This window comes from Brevibacillus brevis (assembly GCF_031583145.1).
Classification (GTDB): Bacteria; Bacillota; Bacilli; order Brevibacillales; family Brevibacillaceae; genus Brevibacillus; species Brevibacillus brevis_E.
Map to the genome: position 1 here is coordinate 852,627 of NZ_CP134050.1, position 13,766 is coordinate 866,392.

A 13,766-nucleotide genomic window follows, 5' to 3' on the forward strand; every position below is an offset into this window, starting at 1 on the left:
GATGAGAAAGCTCCTCGTTGGCGTAGTGGATTCGGTCAAGGCCAAGAGCATCCAGTTCATCATTACGACGTCTTTTACCCTCGTCACCGTGCTGGTCGTGCTGTTTGTCGGCGTCATGCTGTACAGCAAATTCACCGAGACAGCGGAGCAAAACGCCTACCTCAATACACAGCAAATTCTCGAACAGGTCAAGTACAACCTCGACAGCTACCTGAACGGGACCACGCAAATCTTCGAGCTGGTCGACGACAAGATCAGGCGAAGCCAGTCCATTTCCTCGGAAAAGCTGAACGAACAGCTGGAAGCCATCGTGGAGACGCGGAAGGACATCGTCTCGATCGCGGTGTTCAGCAGGAAGGGAGAGCTCTTGATGGGCACTCCGGCCAGGGCGATGCGCAAAAACAGCAAGCTCACGGATCAGAGCTGGTTTCAATCGGCGATCGATGATCCGAACAACCTATCGTTTTCTTTGCCGCACATCCAAAACCTGTTCAAGGGAGAGTACACCTGGGTCGTCTCCATGAGCCGAGGGATCACGGTCAAGGGACCAAGCGGCGATGTCCAAGCGGTACTGCTCGTCGATGTAAACTTCAAGGAGATCGACGACCTCTGCCAGCGAGTCGGCTTGGGGAAAAAAGGGTACGTGTACATCATCGACCTGGTCGGGAATATCGTCTACCATCCGCAGCAGCAGTTGATTTACGTCGGCCTGAAAAACGAAAACCGCTCCTTGCCGCTGAAGTATTCGTACGGCAGCTACGTCGACGATAGCGGCAAAGAGAAGCGCCTTATCACGATCAAGACCGTCGATCAGCTAGGCTGGAAGATCATCGGCGTCTCTTACATGGACGACATCGCCACGACGAAAAGCGAGATCAGCCGCTTCCTCATTTGGCTGTTGATTGTGGTGAGCATCATCGTCCTGTTTGTTCTCTCGTACATCTCGGCGAAAATTTCGCGTCCGATCAAAATGCTCGAGCGATCGATGGAGCGTGTGGAGCAAGGCGATTTTACGGTCAACGAACCGATTCGCGGCAGCCATGAAGTGGAGCAGCTGTCCCTGCGCTTTCATTTGATGGTGGCCAAAGTCAGGGAGCTGATGAGCCAGATCATCCGGGAGCAGGAGGCCAAGCGGAAAAGCGAGCTGGAAGTGCTGCAGGCGCAGATTCACCCGCATTTTTTGTACAATACGCTGAATTCCGTAGTGCGGATGGTCGGCATCGGGAAAAACGAAGACGTCATCACGACGATCACGTCCTTGTCCAAGCTGTTTCGCATCAGCCTCAGCCGGGGCAAGAGCGTCATCACGGTGCAGGAAGAGCTGGAGCACGTCCGCCATTACCTGATCATTCAAAAAATGCGCTACAAGCAGAAATTCGCGTACTGGATCGAGGCGCAGGAGGAAGTGCTGTCCTGCAGGACGCCGAAGCTGCTGCTACAGCCGATCGTGGAAAATGCCATCTACCACGGCATCGAGCACATGGCGGATCCCGGAGAGATTCACGTGTCGGCCTCCTTGTGCGACGGGAAGGTGCTGCTTCAGGTGCGGGACAACGGGCTGGGCATGTCCCCCGATGTGCGGGAGCGGGTGCTGGCAGGCACGTACAAGAGCGAGGGCGGATCGGGAGTAGGCATCCGCAACGTGCATGAGCGCATCCGGCTGTCCTTTGGAGACGAGTACGGGCTGGAAATCGAGAGCGAACTGGAGGTAGGGACAGTGGTCAACGTATGGATTCCCTGCCGGCGAGACGACGAAGGGCAAGAGGGGTGAGCGGATGGGGGCAATCAAGCGCTATGGAGTATACGTACTGCTGCTGGCGGCAGCCATTGCCGCCTCTGTCTCCTGGTACTCCCGGACGGTCGATTCGGCGCCGGACAAGAAAAAGACGGTGGCGCTGATCGTGCGGATGAAGCACGGGGACTACTGGCGCACCGTGAAGCTGGGGGCGGAAATGGCTGCCAAGGAATACGATCTCAACCTCAACTTTTACGCTCCCGACTATGAAGAGGACTCCCAGAGCCAGATGGAGCTGGTAAACCAGGCTGCACGGGACGGGTATGACGCGCTGGTCGTCGCCCCGAGCGACGACAGCGTGCTGCAGGAGGCGATCTCCCAGACCAAAGGGGGCGTGCCGATCATCGCGCTTGATGCGGAGGGAGAGCGGGCGGAGGTAGCCGGCTACATCGGCACGGACAATTACGATATGGGCAAGAAGGCGTGCGAGAAGATGATTCAGCTGATCGGCAAGAGTGGCCGTATCGCTCTCGTCGGCACGGGCAGAGGCAAGGAAGGGGCGACGCGCCGGGAACAGGGAGTGCGCGATGTGATCGCCCAGAACAGGCAGGTGGAGCTGGTGGCGAGCCGGTACGCCCAGCCGGACAAGAAGCTGGTGGGCGAGCTCATCCGCGAGCTGATTCAAAGCGAGCCGGACATCAGGGGAATCATCGCCCTGGACGCTGGCACCTCGATCAGCGTGGCGGAGGAGATCGAAAAGCTCGGCTTGCAGGAAAAGGTAAAGATTGTCGCGATCGACAGCCCGCTGGAGGTGCTGGAATATTTGCAGGAAGGAGTCATATCGGCAACGGTCATCCAGAAGCCGTTTTCGATGGGGTATCTCGGCGTCAAATACGCGCTGGATGCCAGCCGGGGAGCGGGTGTGCCGAGCCGGGTCGACACGGGGACGAAGGTCATCGACCGCGAGAACATGTTTTGGTCCGAAAACCAGAAGCTGCTGTTCCCCTTTGTCAAATAGCCGGCAAACTGATGAGAATTTTCATGAAAAAGCGGAGGATTTTCGATGGTCTGCTGATTGGAAAACGCTTACATTTACTATATATCAGATGAACACATAGGGGATAAAGGGGGAAGTTTTCATGAGAAAGCTGATTGCCAGTACGCTGGTCGCGGCGGTAACGCTCACCGTCGTCGGATGTTCCCAATCTTCGGGCACCTCGCAGCCTGCAGCCTCGGGGGGAGGGGGCGGCAGCTCATCTGCACCCGCTCCTTCTGCGCCCGCACCGGCTCCAGCAGCCGAAGGCCAACCCAAAATCGGCGTGGCCATTTACAAGTTTGACGATACGTTCATGACGGGTGTGCGCAATGCGATTTCCAAAGCGGCGGAAGGCAAGGCAGAGGTGGACATCGTCGACAGCCAAAACGCCCAGCCGACCCAAAATGACAAAGTCGATCTGTTCATCAACAAAAAGGTAAACGCGCTCGCCATCAACCCGGTGGACCGTACGGCGGCCGGTGTCATCATCGACAAAGCCAAGCAAGCGAACATCCCGGTCGTCTTCTTCAACCGCGAGCCGATGCCGGAGGATATGCAGAAGTGGGATAAGGTGTACTACGTGGGTGCGAAAGCCGAAGAATCCGGAACGATCTCCGGGCAGCTCCTCGTGGACTACTGGAAGGCCCATCCGGAAGCGGACAAAAACAAGGACGGCGTACTGCAATATGTGATGCTCAAGGGCGAGCCGGGGCACCAGGACGCCGAGTTGCGCACCAAGTACTCCGTCAAGGCGATCGAAGACGCGGGGATCAAGGTGGAAAAGGTCGCGGAAGATACGGCGATGTGGGACCGCGTGAAAGGCCAGGAAAAAATGGCGGCGTTCCTGGCAGCCTCCGGTGACAAGATCGAAGCGGTGCTGGCAAACAACGACGACATGGCCCTGGGCGCAATCGAAGCCCTGAAAGCTGCGGGCTACTTCACCAACGGAAAATACATGCCCGTCGTAGGGGTAGACGCGACGGCGCCGGCGCTCAAGGAACTGGAAGCGGGCACGCTGCTCGGCACGGTGCTCAACGACGCGAACAACCAGGGCAAGGCGACGCTCAACATCGCGGCAGCCCTGGCCAAAGGGGAGACGCCCAACAAGGAAACGACCGGCTATGACATTACGGATGGCAAATACGTATGGGTGCCGTACAAAAAAATCACGAAGGAAAACATGAACGACGCAAAATAGGGCTTCCTGCCGGCGACTGGACTGATCGCTTGGGGGAAACGAAACGGGCGAGAGAGTCGGTGGATGGATGTATCGATCTGTCTCTCTTGCCCTTTTCCTGCCTTTGGGGGCGGCTGCGATCCTCCGCGAGATCCACATTCACAGGCGAGGAGGCATGGACATGAGTCAAAGCGATTACGTGCTTGAAATGAAGCACATTTCCAAAGAGTTTCCGGGTGTGAAGGCGCTGGACGACGTCACGCTGCGAGTGCGGCCAGGTACCGTGCACGCTCTGATGGGAGAAAACGGCGCCGGCAAGTCCACCTTGATGAAATGCCTGTTTGGCATCTACAAGCCGGATTCGGGCGAAATCGTACTGAGCGGAGAGAGGGTGGCGTTCGCCAGCTCGAAGGACGCGCTCATGCACGGGATCTCGATGATTCACCAGGAGCTGCACCCGGTTCCTTTTCGCAGCGTGATGGAGAACATCTGGCTGGGGCGCTTTCCCGTCAGGAAGATCGGGCCCTTTCCGTTCGTGGACGAGAACAAAATGGTGCGGGATACGGAGAAGCTGTTCGCGGATCTCGGAATGGAGATGAATCCGTACGAGATCGTGCGCAATTTGTCCGTATCCAAGGTGCAGTCGCTGGAGATCGCCAAAGCCGTCTCGTACCAATCCAAAGTCATCGTCATGGATGAACCGACTTCCTCGCTCACCGGAAACGAAGTGGAGCAGCTGTTTTCCATCATCCGCGAGCTGAAGAGCAGGGGAGTATCGATTATTTACATTTCCCACAAAATGGAGGAGATTTTGCGCATTTCCGACGACGTGACGATCATGCGCGACGGCAGGCTGATCGGCACCTGGCCCGCCGCGGAGCTGACGACGGACCTGATCATATCCCGGATGGTGGGCCGTGACCTGACTCAACGCTTTCCGCAGAAGAGCAGTACGCCCGGAGATGTCGTGCTCAAGGTCGAGGGGCTGACCTCCGCTTTCGCCCATTCGTTTCAGGATGTGTCGTTCGAGCTGCGCCGGGGGGAGATTCTCGGTGTGGGCGGTCTGGTGGGAGCACAGCGTACGGAGCTGATCGAAGCGCTGTTCGGCTTGCGGCAAATCGCGTCGGGAAGGATCGTGCTGCACGGAAAGGAAGTGCGAATCCGCTCCCCGAAGGAAGCGAAAAAGCACAAGATGGCTTTGCTCACGGAAGAGCGCCGGGTGACGGGAATCATTCCGGTCCTGCCCGTCCTGGAGAATACCGTAGTCGCCAACCTGGCCAAATACCAGACGCGCTACCTGCTGCTTCATGAGCGGAGGCGCCGGGAGGATGTCAGTCAGAGCATCGACATGCTCCGGGTGAAGACGCCGTCGATGAAGACCCTGATCAAAAACCTGTCGGGCGGCAACCAGCAGAAGGTCCTGCTGGCGAGATGGCTGCTGACGGAGCCGGATATTCTTTTGCTGGACGAACCTACCCGCGGCGTAGATGTCGGGGCCAAGTACGAAATATACTCCATCATCGCGGACCTCGCGCGGCAAGGGAAAAGCATCGTCATGATCTCCTCGGAGATGCCCGAGCTGCTCGGGATGTCGGACCGGATCATGGTCATGTGCGAAGGGCGGCTCTCGGGCGTCATCGCCGGTGCCGACGCGACAGAAGAAGAGATCATGAGGCTGGCAACCAAACATTTGGTTTGACCGGGAAAGGAGGACTCACATGAGCAGCACTGCTCAAAAGCAAATACAAGGCTTCGTGACGCAAAACGCCATCTACATCGTCCTGGTCGTGCTCATCGTTGGCATCGCGATCTATGAGCCTCATTTTCTGTCAATCACGACCTTGCGGGATATTCTGCTCCAGTCGTCGACGCGGGCGATCATCGCCTTGGGAGCGGCGTTCGTCCTGATCACGGGAGGGACGGACCTCTCGGCGGGGCGTGTCGTCGGCTTGACTGCCGTCATATCGGCATCCCTGCTGCAGGATCAGGACTACCCGCGACGATTTTTCCCCGATTTGCCGGACCTGCCGCTGCTGGTGCCGATCCTGATCGCCATCGCGGCAGGCCTCGTCGTTGGACTGATCAATGGCATCATCGTGTCCCGCTTTAGCGTCCCGCCGTTTATCGCCACGCTTGGCACGATGGTCATCGTATACGGCGTCAACTCGATCTACTTCGACATGGAACCGAACCAGTCGCAGCCGATCGGAGGGCTGCGAAAGGACTTCAGCCATCTGGGCACCGGTTTTATCGGCCCGAGCGGCCCTTATTCCGTGCCGTACATCGTGATCATCGCCATTGTGGTGGCGCTGCTCGTCTGGGTGATCTTCAACAAGACGAGGCTCGGCAAAAACATGTACGCCATCGGGGGAAATATCCAGGCGGCGACGGTGTCCGGCATCAATGTGGCCTGGAACCTGATGATCATCTACGCCATCGCTGGAGCCTTGTACGGACTGGGCGGCGTGCTGGAGTCTGCGCGGACGGGCGGCGCGACGAACAACTACGGCAACATGTACGAGCTGGATGCCATTGCGGCGTGCGTCGTCGGCGGGGTGTCCACTTCGGGAGGAATCGGCACGGTGCCGGGCGTGCTGGCCGGCGTCCTCATCTTTGGCGTCATCAACTACGGGCTGACGTTTATCGGGGTAAACCCGTACTGGCAGCTCATCATCAAAGGGCTGATCATCGTGGCGGCCGTCGCGTTTGACATCCGCAAATATTTGGCGAAAAAGTAGAGCGATGCAAGAATCAAGGAAGAACCCCGACTGTGCCTCATCCTTGGAGACAGTCGGGGATTCTTCGTCCTCGCTCTATTTGTGCTTGTTGCGCGGTACGTAATCAGGGTAGTCGGTGATGATGTCGTCGACCCCGGCTTTCAGCAGCGGCTCGACTTCCTCGGGCTTGCGGACGGTCCAGACCGAGATTTGCATGCCGAGGTCGTGGATGCGGTCCACGAGGTCTTTTGTCACCAGCTTTTGCGTCGGGTTCACGTAATCCGAATAGACAGCAAATTCGGCCAGCTTCTCGTCCGTCAGATCTTCCTTGTTGCTGGTCAGTACCCCGATCGGAACCTTGGGCAGCAGCTTGTGGAAGGTCTTCATGGAGTCAAAATTGAAGGACTGCACGATGATCTTTTCGTTTGCAGGCTTGTCCAAATTCCGCTCAGCCAGGGCGTCGGCCACTTTTTCCTCGATCCCCGGATACAGCTCCGGCGATTTCAGCTCGATGAGAATGCCTGTTTTTCCTCGGAATTCATCCAGGACTTCTTCAAAGGACGGGATGCGTTCCCCGGCGAATTCGGGTCCGAAGAAACTGCCGGCATCCAGTTGGCGAAGCTCGTCCCACGTGAAGCTTCCCACTTTTCCGGTGCCGTCCGTGGTACGGTCTACCGTGGTGTCATGGATGACGACGAGCTTGCCGTCTTTGGTTGCCTGCACGTCGAGCTCGATGTAGTCGGCTTTCATTTTGACGGCTTTGCGGAAGGCAGCCATGGTGTTCTCCGGAGCATAGCCGGACGCTCCCCGGTGGGCGATGGTGTCCACCCGATCAGCCTTTTCGCTCGGCGCAGCGGAAACAGACAGCGGTTGAAGCAGTCCCGTCAAAACAGTGGCGGCAAGCAATGTCTTCCTCACTCGATTCATGTCTACATTCCTCCTTTGATTGGAACTTCCCCTTGACTATAAGAAAAGCATGTAAAGCCTCGGTAAAGTCCATGTAAAGATGTGCTTATACGGTTGTTTTTCGTTCGGAAGACCCTGATCCCCGCCTCGATACACGTTTCCAAGGAACTGGGGAACCCGCATTTCCCAGGAAAAAGGAGGGAAGAGGTACCCGATCCAAAGACGCAGAAGACCCCGAAACTAAATGGGGCAATCTTCCGTCCAACATCTAAAGGAAATTCTTTTGGATGGAGGGAACGGGATGAAGCCGATCACGCGCGGCAGATGGGCTGCTGGCGTTTGCTACTACCGCTGGAAAAGGCGGACGGAATGGCTCTTCGGCAGAAAGAAATACGCTCGGGAAAGGCAGTCGGGCAAGCTGCCGCACGTTCATTTTCGCCACCGGACGATTCTGCTCCGCCCACTGAAAGCCTTTCAGCTGCATGTGTACGTAACCGAGTCGCACCTGGTAGGAGAATGGCGTTCGGACATGCCGCCGACACGAACGTATGAGATCGTAGAAAAGGAACACGCCATCCAGCCGGCCATCTGGGGCGGGTACGAGCGCTCCAACCATTTGTACCGCAACGTCTGCACGCTGGACGGGGAGTGGCTGTACGAGGAATGGGTGACGCAAAATCAAGCGAGGATGATGTACGAGCCGCTTTTGACGGAAGGTGCGGGAGGATGATCTTTCCTCCTGTTGATCCCAACTGGAACTCCACTGCGATCTGTGCGAAAATAGGAACATATGCTTTCGTCTAGGAACGTGGAAAGGTGGACTCATACATATGTCATCTGTTGAGCGAATTACATCTGGCCTGAATCCGGAGCAGCGCGAAGCTGTTCTCACTACGGAAGGGCCGGTCCTGATACTGGCCGGTGCAGGCAGCGGAAAGACCAAGGTGCTCACCCAGCGCATTGCTTATCTCATCAGCGTCAAGCAGGTGGCGCCTTGGAGCATTTTGGCGATTACGTTTACGAATAAGGCAGCGCGCGAGATGCAAAACCGTGTGGCAGGCATCATTGGCGGTGCGGCGGCGCAGGATGCGTGGATTTCGACGTTCCACTCCTTGTGCGTGCGCATTTTGCGGCGGGATATCGACCGCCTGGGGATCAGCCGCAGCTTCTCCATTTTGGACGCGGGCGATCAGCTCTCTGTCGTCAAGCAGTGCATGAAGGACTTGAATCTCGATCCGAAGCAGTACGAGCCGCGGTCCATCCTGGCTACGATCAGCTCGGCGAAAAACGAGCTGACCGATCCGGCGACCTTTGCAAGGCTGGCGGGAGATCCGTTCGCACAGGCGGCTGCCAAGGTGTACGAAGCGTATCAGAAAAAGCTGAAAAACAACCAGTCGCTGGACTTTGACGACCTGATCATGACGACAGTGCGGCTGTTCAAAGAAGTGCCGGAAGTGCTGGAGTTTTACCAGAAGAAATTCCGCTACATCCACGTCGATGAGTACCAGGATACCAACCGCGCCCAGTACCTGCTGATTTCCATGCTGGCGGACATGCACCGCAACGTCTGCTGCGTGGGTGACGCCGACCAGAGCATCTACAAGTGGCGAGGCGCTGATATTTCTATCATTTTAAACTTTGAAAAAGACTATCCCGAAGCGAAAATGATCAAACTGGAGCAAAACTACCGTTCCACCAAAACGATCCTGCAAGCGGCCAACCAGGTGATCGCCAACAACAAGCTGCGCAAGGAAAAGAAGCTGTGGACAGAAAACGCGGGCGGCGAGAAAATCGCCTGCTTCCAGGGGGATTCGGAGCACGACGAGGCTTACTTCATCGTCGATTCCATCCGCAGGCAGATGGCCCAGTACAAGCGCTACGACAAGTTCGCCGTGCTGTACCGGACCAATGCCCAGTCCCGTGTGGTGGAGGAAGTGTTCATCAAGTCGAACATCCCGTACACCATCGTGGGCGGTACGAAGTTCTACGACAGAAAAGAAATCAAGGACATCCTCGCCTACTTGCGGCTGATTTCCAACCCGGACGACGACATCAGCCTCACCCGCATCATCAATGTCCCCAAGCGGAATATCGGGGATACGACGGTGGAAAAGCTGCAAGCGTACGCCAACGCAAACGGAATGTCCCTCTACCAGGCCATCCAGGATACGGCCTACATGGGGCTGCCCGCCCGCACGACCAATGCAATTCTTTCCTTTAACGACCTGATCACCAACCTGATGAACATGACGGACTACCTGAGCGTCACGGAGCTGGTCGAGGAAGTGCTGAAACGCTCCGGGTACCGGGAGTCGCTGAAGGAAGACAAAACGCTGGAAGCGCAGGCGCGCCTGGAGAACATCGAGGAGTTTCTGTCCGTGACCCAGGAGTTCGAGCGCAAAAACGAGGACAAGAGCCTACTCGCCTTTTTGACCGACCTCGCACTGGTCGCGGATATCGACTCGCTTGGCGATGACGGGGCGCAGGAGGAAGTCTCCGCCGAAGGGCAAGTCGTCCTCATGACGCTGCACAGCGCCAAGGGTCTGGAATTTCCCGTCGTTTTCCTCGTCGGCATGGAGGAGGGCGTATTCCCTCACAGCCGCTCGCTCTTTGACGAGTCCGAGATGGAGGAGGAGCGCCGCCTTGCCTACGTAGGGATCACACGGGCCGAAGAGCGCCTCTTTTTGACTTGCGCACGGATGCGGACCTTGTTTGGCCGGACGAACGTCAATGCGCCATCCCGGTTCCTGCAGGAAATCCCGGCTGATTTGCTCGAGGGAAGTCCTGTTGCCGAACGGGCTTTTGGCGGCGGCACGGGAGGATTCGGTCAGCGGGACATGGGACGCTCTTCCTTTGGCGGCGGAGGCTATCAGGCGGGGGCGTCCGGACGAATCGGCATGGCGCAGCGCACAGCGGCGGCTAGCGGCTCGCCGTTTGCCCGACCTGCCGCACAGGCGCCAGACAAATTGCCTGGCCATGGCGCCGGAGCAGGAGTCGACTGGAAAGTGGGAGAAAAAGTAAAACACGGCAAATGGGGAACGGGAACCGTCGTCAAGGTGAAAGGGACCGGTGACGACATGGAGCTGGATATCGCGTTTCCGAGCCCGACCGGAATCAAAAAGCTGTTGGCAAAATTTGCTCCGATCGAACGGGGATAAGGAAAAGTCGGCAAAGTAAAGGATGGACGAAATGGATCGATTGACGGCGGAAACAAAAATTGCGGAATTGACGAAACGGATTGAGCGGCACAACCGTCTTTACTATGAAGAGGATCGCCCTGAGATTTCAGACCAGGAATACGATCAATTGGTGCGGGATTTGCAAGAGCTGGAAGCCAAGTTTCCCGACCTGGCAAAGGAGGATTCTCCGACACGGCGAGTGGGCGGACAGCCCCTGCCTTTCTTTGAGAAGGTCGTGCATAAAACGCCGATGCTGAGTCTGGGAAATGCCTTCAGCGAAGAGGATCTGCGGGATTTTGACCGCCGCGTGCGCCAGGCAGTCGGCAATCAGACGGTACGCTACGTCGGCGAGCTCAAGATCGACGGCCTCGCCGTCTCGCTGCGCTACGATAACGGCGTGTTCGTGCAGGGAGCCACGCGCGGCGACGGTACGACCGGAGAGGACATTACGCAAAACCTCAGAACGATCCGTTCCATTCCGTTGCGGCTGACGCGGCCGGTGTCGCTGGAGGTGCGCGGCGAGGCCTACATGTCCAAGGGGGCCTTTGAGCGGCTGAACAAGGAGCGCGAGGAGAAGGGCGAAGCGCTTTTCGCCAATCCGCGCAACTCGGCGGCAGGCTCGCTCAGGCAGCTCGACCCGAAGATCGCCGCATCCCGCCAGCTGGATACGTTCATCTACGGCATAGGAGAGCTGCAAGGGGAGACGGTCGAGTCGCACAGCGAAGGGCTCGCCCTTCTGGAGGAGCTGGGCTTTGCCGTCAACCCGGAGCGCCGGGTGTTCGACAACATCGACGACGTGATCGCCTTTATCGCGAGCTGGACGGAAAAGCGGCCGAGCCTGCCGTATGAAATCGACGGTATGGTCATCAAGGTAGACAGCTACGCCCAGCAGGAGGAGCTCGGTTTCACCGCGAAAAGCCCGCGTTGGGCCATCGCCTACAAGTTCCCGGCGGAAGAAGCGGTCACAGTGCTGGAGGGCATCGAGGTATCGGTCGGCCGTACGGGAGCAGTCACTCCTACTGCGCTGCTGAAGCCCGTGAGCTTGGCCGGGACGACGGTCAAGCGCGCTTCTTTGCACAATGAAGACATCATTCGGGAAAAGGGCCTGCTTATCGGAGATCACGTGGTCGTAAAAAAAGCCGGGGACATCATCCCGGAGATCATCGCGGTGCTGCCTGAACGCCGTACGGGCGATGAGACGCCATTTTCGATGCCGACCCATTGTCCGGAATGCGGCAGCGAGCTCGTGCGCCTCGAGGACGAAGTGGCCTTGCGCTGCATCAACCCGATGTGTCCGGCGCTCATTCGCGAAGGCATGATCCACTTCGTATCCCGGACGGCAATGAACATCGACGGCCTCGGTGAAAAAGTGGTGGCGCAGCTGTTCAACGACGGTATCATCCACAGCGTGGCCGATCTGTACTATTTGCACCAGCAGCGCGATGTGCTCCTGGGGATGGAGCGGATGGGAGAAAAATCGGTCGACAACCTGCTGGCAGCCATCGAGGCGAGCAAGCAAAACTCCCTGGAGCGCGTGCTGTTCGGGCTGGGCATCCGCCTGGTGGGGGCAAAGGCGGCGCGCGTCATCGCCGAGCATTTCGGCACCATGGATGCGATCATGCAGGCGAGCGAGGAAGAGTTTACGCAGATCGACGAGATCGGTCCGAAGATGGCGGCGAGCCTGGTGAACTACTTCGCTCAGCCGCAGGCCAAAGCTGTCATCGAGCGGCTCAAGGCAGCCGGCGTGAATATGGAGTACAAGGGCCTGCGCGTCGAAGCGGGCGAGGATCTGCCATTCGCCGGCAAAACGATCGTGCTCACGGGCACGCTCTCGCAGATGTCCAGGCAGGAAGCGGAAGAAGCAATTGCGCGTCTGGGCGGAAAAGTGACGGGCAGCGTGAGCAAGAAAACGGATCTGGTCATCGCAGGGGAAAAGGCCGGTTCAAAACTGGAGAAAGCAGAAAAACTGGGCGTTGCCGTGATGGACGAAGCGGGATTCCTGCAAGTGCTCGAGGGCAACGGCTGACTCAATACCGCAGGCGTAGACGGGATGAGGTAAGGAAAGGGACGTGAAGGGCATGAAGGGCTTCCTACGATGGGGAATTGGAGCAACGGTTCTGGCACTCTTGGTCGGCTGCAGCGACACGGAGCGCGTAAAACCGGCTTCACCCTCCGTGACGGCAGCAGCTCTAAAGGGTGACCTAACGTATCAGGATGTGTTGGAAAAAGGTGAGACCGTGCACAATTTGGCCATGACAGCGGACGCCCAGCGAGTCTGGGTGGGCACGCACTCGGGCTTGTACAGCTCGACGCCGGACGGCCTTTGGAGCCTGCTGTCTGCCCAATTGGAACAGCACGACATTGTCGGGTGGTTCGTCGATCCAAACGACCCCAACCAGATCTTTGCTGCAGGCAGCGAGGGCGTGCTTCGCTCATGGGATGGCGGGAAGTCGTGGTCATCCATCGGGACGGGACTGCCCACTCCCGCCGATATCGGCAGCTTTGCCGGTGTCAGGGAAGGGGAAGAGATTCGTCTGTTCGCTTTCGTCACCGGCGAAGGAATCTATCAATCGGTAGACGGCGGCGAGAAGTGGAGCCTTTGGCAGCCGATGGACCAGGAAGTATTTGCCATGGATTTCAACCTGGAGGAAAACCGTCTCTATGTGGCGGCGCAGTTCAGCTTGCTTTATAATGAGGACGGGACCTGGAAGACGGAAGTCCTCCCCGATGCCCAACAGATTTACTCTCTCTCCGTCGACAAGCGCACAGGTGTCTTGGCTGTGGCCACGGAAAAAGGCATTTTCGAAAAGAAAAAGGGCGAATGGCAGCCGTTGAATGCCCGTTCGCCGGAAAAACTGATCATGATTTCTTCTGGCGAAGGAGATACGAAGTGGGTGGGGGTCGGGGAATCGGCTCTGATCTACAAGCTTTCCGACAACAGATGGATCAAATGGAATTAATCCGAAAAGCAGGTGCAGGCTCCGTCACGCTTCGTGGCGGAGTCCAGTTTTCTAAG

Annotated in this window: 10 protein-coding genes; 9 read left to right on the forward strand and 1 reads right to left on the reverse strand. The window is 57.7% G+C overall.

Going from position 1 to position 13,766, the window contains the following annotated elements:
• The first annotated feature begins 1 nt into the window (after position 1).
• The 5 genes from RGB73_RS04455 (at position 2) to mglC (ending at position 6,686) form a co-directional block, all read left to right on the forward strand.
• On the forward strand, positions 2-1,771 hold the full coding sequence (locus RGB73_RS04455) for a sensor histidine kinase (RefSeq protein WP_310769512.1): 1,770 nt from the start codon (positions 2-4) through the stop codon (positions 1,769-1,771).
• 4 nt (positions 1,772-1,775) lie between these two features.
• Positions 1,776-2,753, forward strand: coding sequence for a substrate-binding domain-containing protein (locus RGB73_RS04460; protein ID WP_310769514.1), 978 nt, complete (start codon positions 1,776-1,778; stop codon positions 2,751-2,753).
• Positions 2,754-2,874: 121 nt separating this feature from the next.
• Entirely contained in the window at positions 2,875-3,969 is a 1,095-nt protein-coding gene (locus RGB73_RS04465; RefSeq protein ID WP_310769516.1) for a galactose ABC transporter substrate-binding protein, read from the forward strand.
• A gap of 160 nt (positions 3,970-4,129) precedes the next feature.
• Positions 4,130-5,647, forward strand: a complete 1,518-nt coding sequence (locus RGB73_RS04470; RefSeq protein WP_310769518.1) for a sugar ABC transporter ATP-binding protein — start codon at positions 4,130-4,132, stop codon at positions 5,645-5,647.
• Positions 5,648-5,666: 19 nt separating this feature from the next.
• Positions 5,667-6,686 carry a galactose/methyl galactoside ABC transporter permease MglC gene (mglC, locus tag RGB73_RS04475; RefSeq protein ID WP_310769520.1) on the forward strand — a complete coding sequence of 340 codons (1,020 nt, stop codon included), beginning with the start codon at positions 5,667-5,669 and terminating at the stop codon, positions 6,684-6,686.
• Between the two features lie 75 nt (positions 6,687-6,761).
• Here mglC and RGB73_RS04480 read toward each other — a convergent pair whose 3' ends face one another.
• The gene (locus RGB73_RS04480) at positions 6,762-7,592 is read right to left on the reverse strand and encodes a glycerophosphodiester phosphodiesterase (protein WP_310769522.1); all 831 of its coding nucleotides are present in this window, start codon (positions 7,590-7,592) and stop codon (positions 6,762-6,764) included.
• A gap of 280 nt (positions 7,593-7,872) precedes the next feature.
• On the opposite strand from RGB73_RS04480, the gene RGB73_RS04485 reads away from it, so the two are divergent.
• The 4 genes from RGB73_RS04485 (at position 7,873) to RGB73_RS04500 (ending at position 13,710) form a co-directional block, all read left to right on the forward strand.
• Positions 7,873-8,301 (forward strand): hypothetical protein, encoded by a 429-nt coding sequence (locus RGB73_RS04485; protein WP_310769524.1) that lies wholly within the window; start codon positions 7,873-7,875, stop codon positions 8,299-8,301.
• 100 nt (positions 8,302-8,401) lie between these two features.
• The gene (pcrA, locus tag RGB73_RS04490; protein ID WP_310769526.1) at positions 8,402-10,729 is read left to right on the forward strand and encodes a DNA helicase PcrA; all 2,328 of its coding nucleotides are present in this window, start codon (positions 8,402-8,404) and stop codon (positions 10,727-10,729) included.
• A gap of 31 nt (positions 10,730-10,760) precedes the next feature.
• A complete protein-coding gene (ligA, locus tag RGB73_RS04495) occupies positions 10,761-12,776 on the forward strand; it encodes an NAD-dependent DNA ligase LigA (RefSeq protein WP_310769528.1) in 2,016 nt (671 codons plus the stop codon).
• A gap of 52 nt (positions 12,777-12,828) precedes the next feature.
• On the forward strand, positions 12,829-13,710 hold the full coding sequence (locus RGB73_RS04500) for a sialidase family protein (protein WP_310774130.1): 882 nt from the start codon (positions 12,829-12,831) through the stop codon (positions 13,708-13,710).
• Positions 13,711-13,766: the final 56 nt, after the last annotated feature.

Bases quoted from the DNA above. Each gene is read 5' to 3' on its own strand.
- RGB73_RS04455 (WP_310769512.1), top strand. From the start codon at position 2: ATGAGAAAGCTCCTCGTTGGCGTAGTGGATTCGGTCAAGGCCAAGAGC.
- RGB73_RS04460 (WP_310769514.1), top strand. From the start codon at position 1,776: ATGGGGGCAATCAAGCGCTATGGAGTATACGTACTGCTGCTGGCGGCA.
- RGB73_RS04465 (WP_310769516.1), top strand. From the start codon at position 2,875: ATGAGAAAGCTGATTGCCAGTACGCTGGTCGCGGCGGTAACGCTCACC.
- RGB73_RS04470 (WP_310769518.1), top strand. From the start codon at position 4,130: ATGAGTCAAAGCGATTACGTGCTTGAAATGAAGCACATTTCCAAAGAG.
- mglC (WP_310769520.1), top strand. From the start codon at position 5,667: ATGAGCAGCACTGCTCAAAAGCAAATACAAGGCTTCGTGACGCAAAAC.
- RGB73_RS04480 (WP_310769522.1), bottom strand. From the start codon at position 7,592: ATGAATCGAGTGAGGAAGACATTGCTTGCCGCCACTGTTTTGACGGGA.
- RGB73_RS04485 (WP_310769524.1), top strand. From the start codon at position 7,873: ATGAAGCCGATCACGCGCGGCAGATGGGCTGCTGGCGTTTGCTACTAC.
- pcrA (WP_310769526.1), top strand. From the start codon at position 8,402: ATGTCATCTGTTGAGCGAATTACATCTGGCCTGAATCCGGAGCAGCGC.
- ligA (WP_310769528.1), top strand. From the start codon at position 10,761: ATGGATCGATTGACGGCGGAAACAAAAATTGCGGAATTGACGAAACGG.
- RGB73_RS04500 (WP_310774130.1), top strand. From the start codon at position 12,829: ATGAAGGGCTTCCTACGATGGGGAATTGGAGCAACGGTTCTGGCACTC.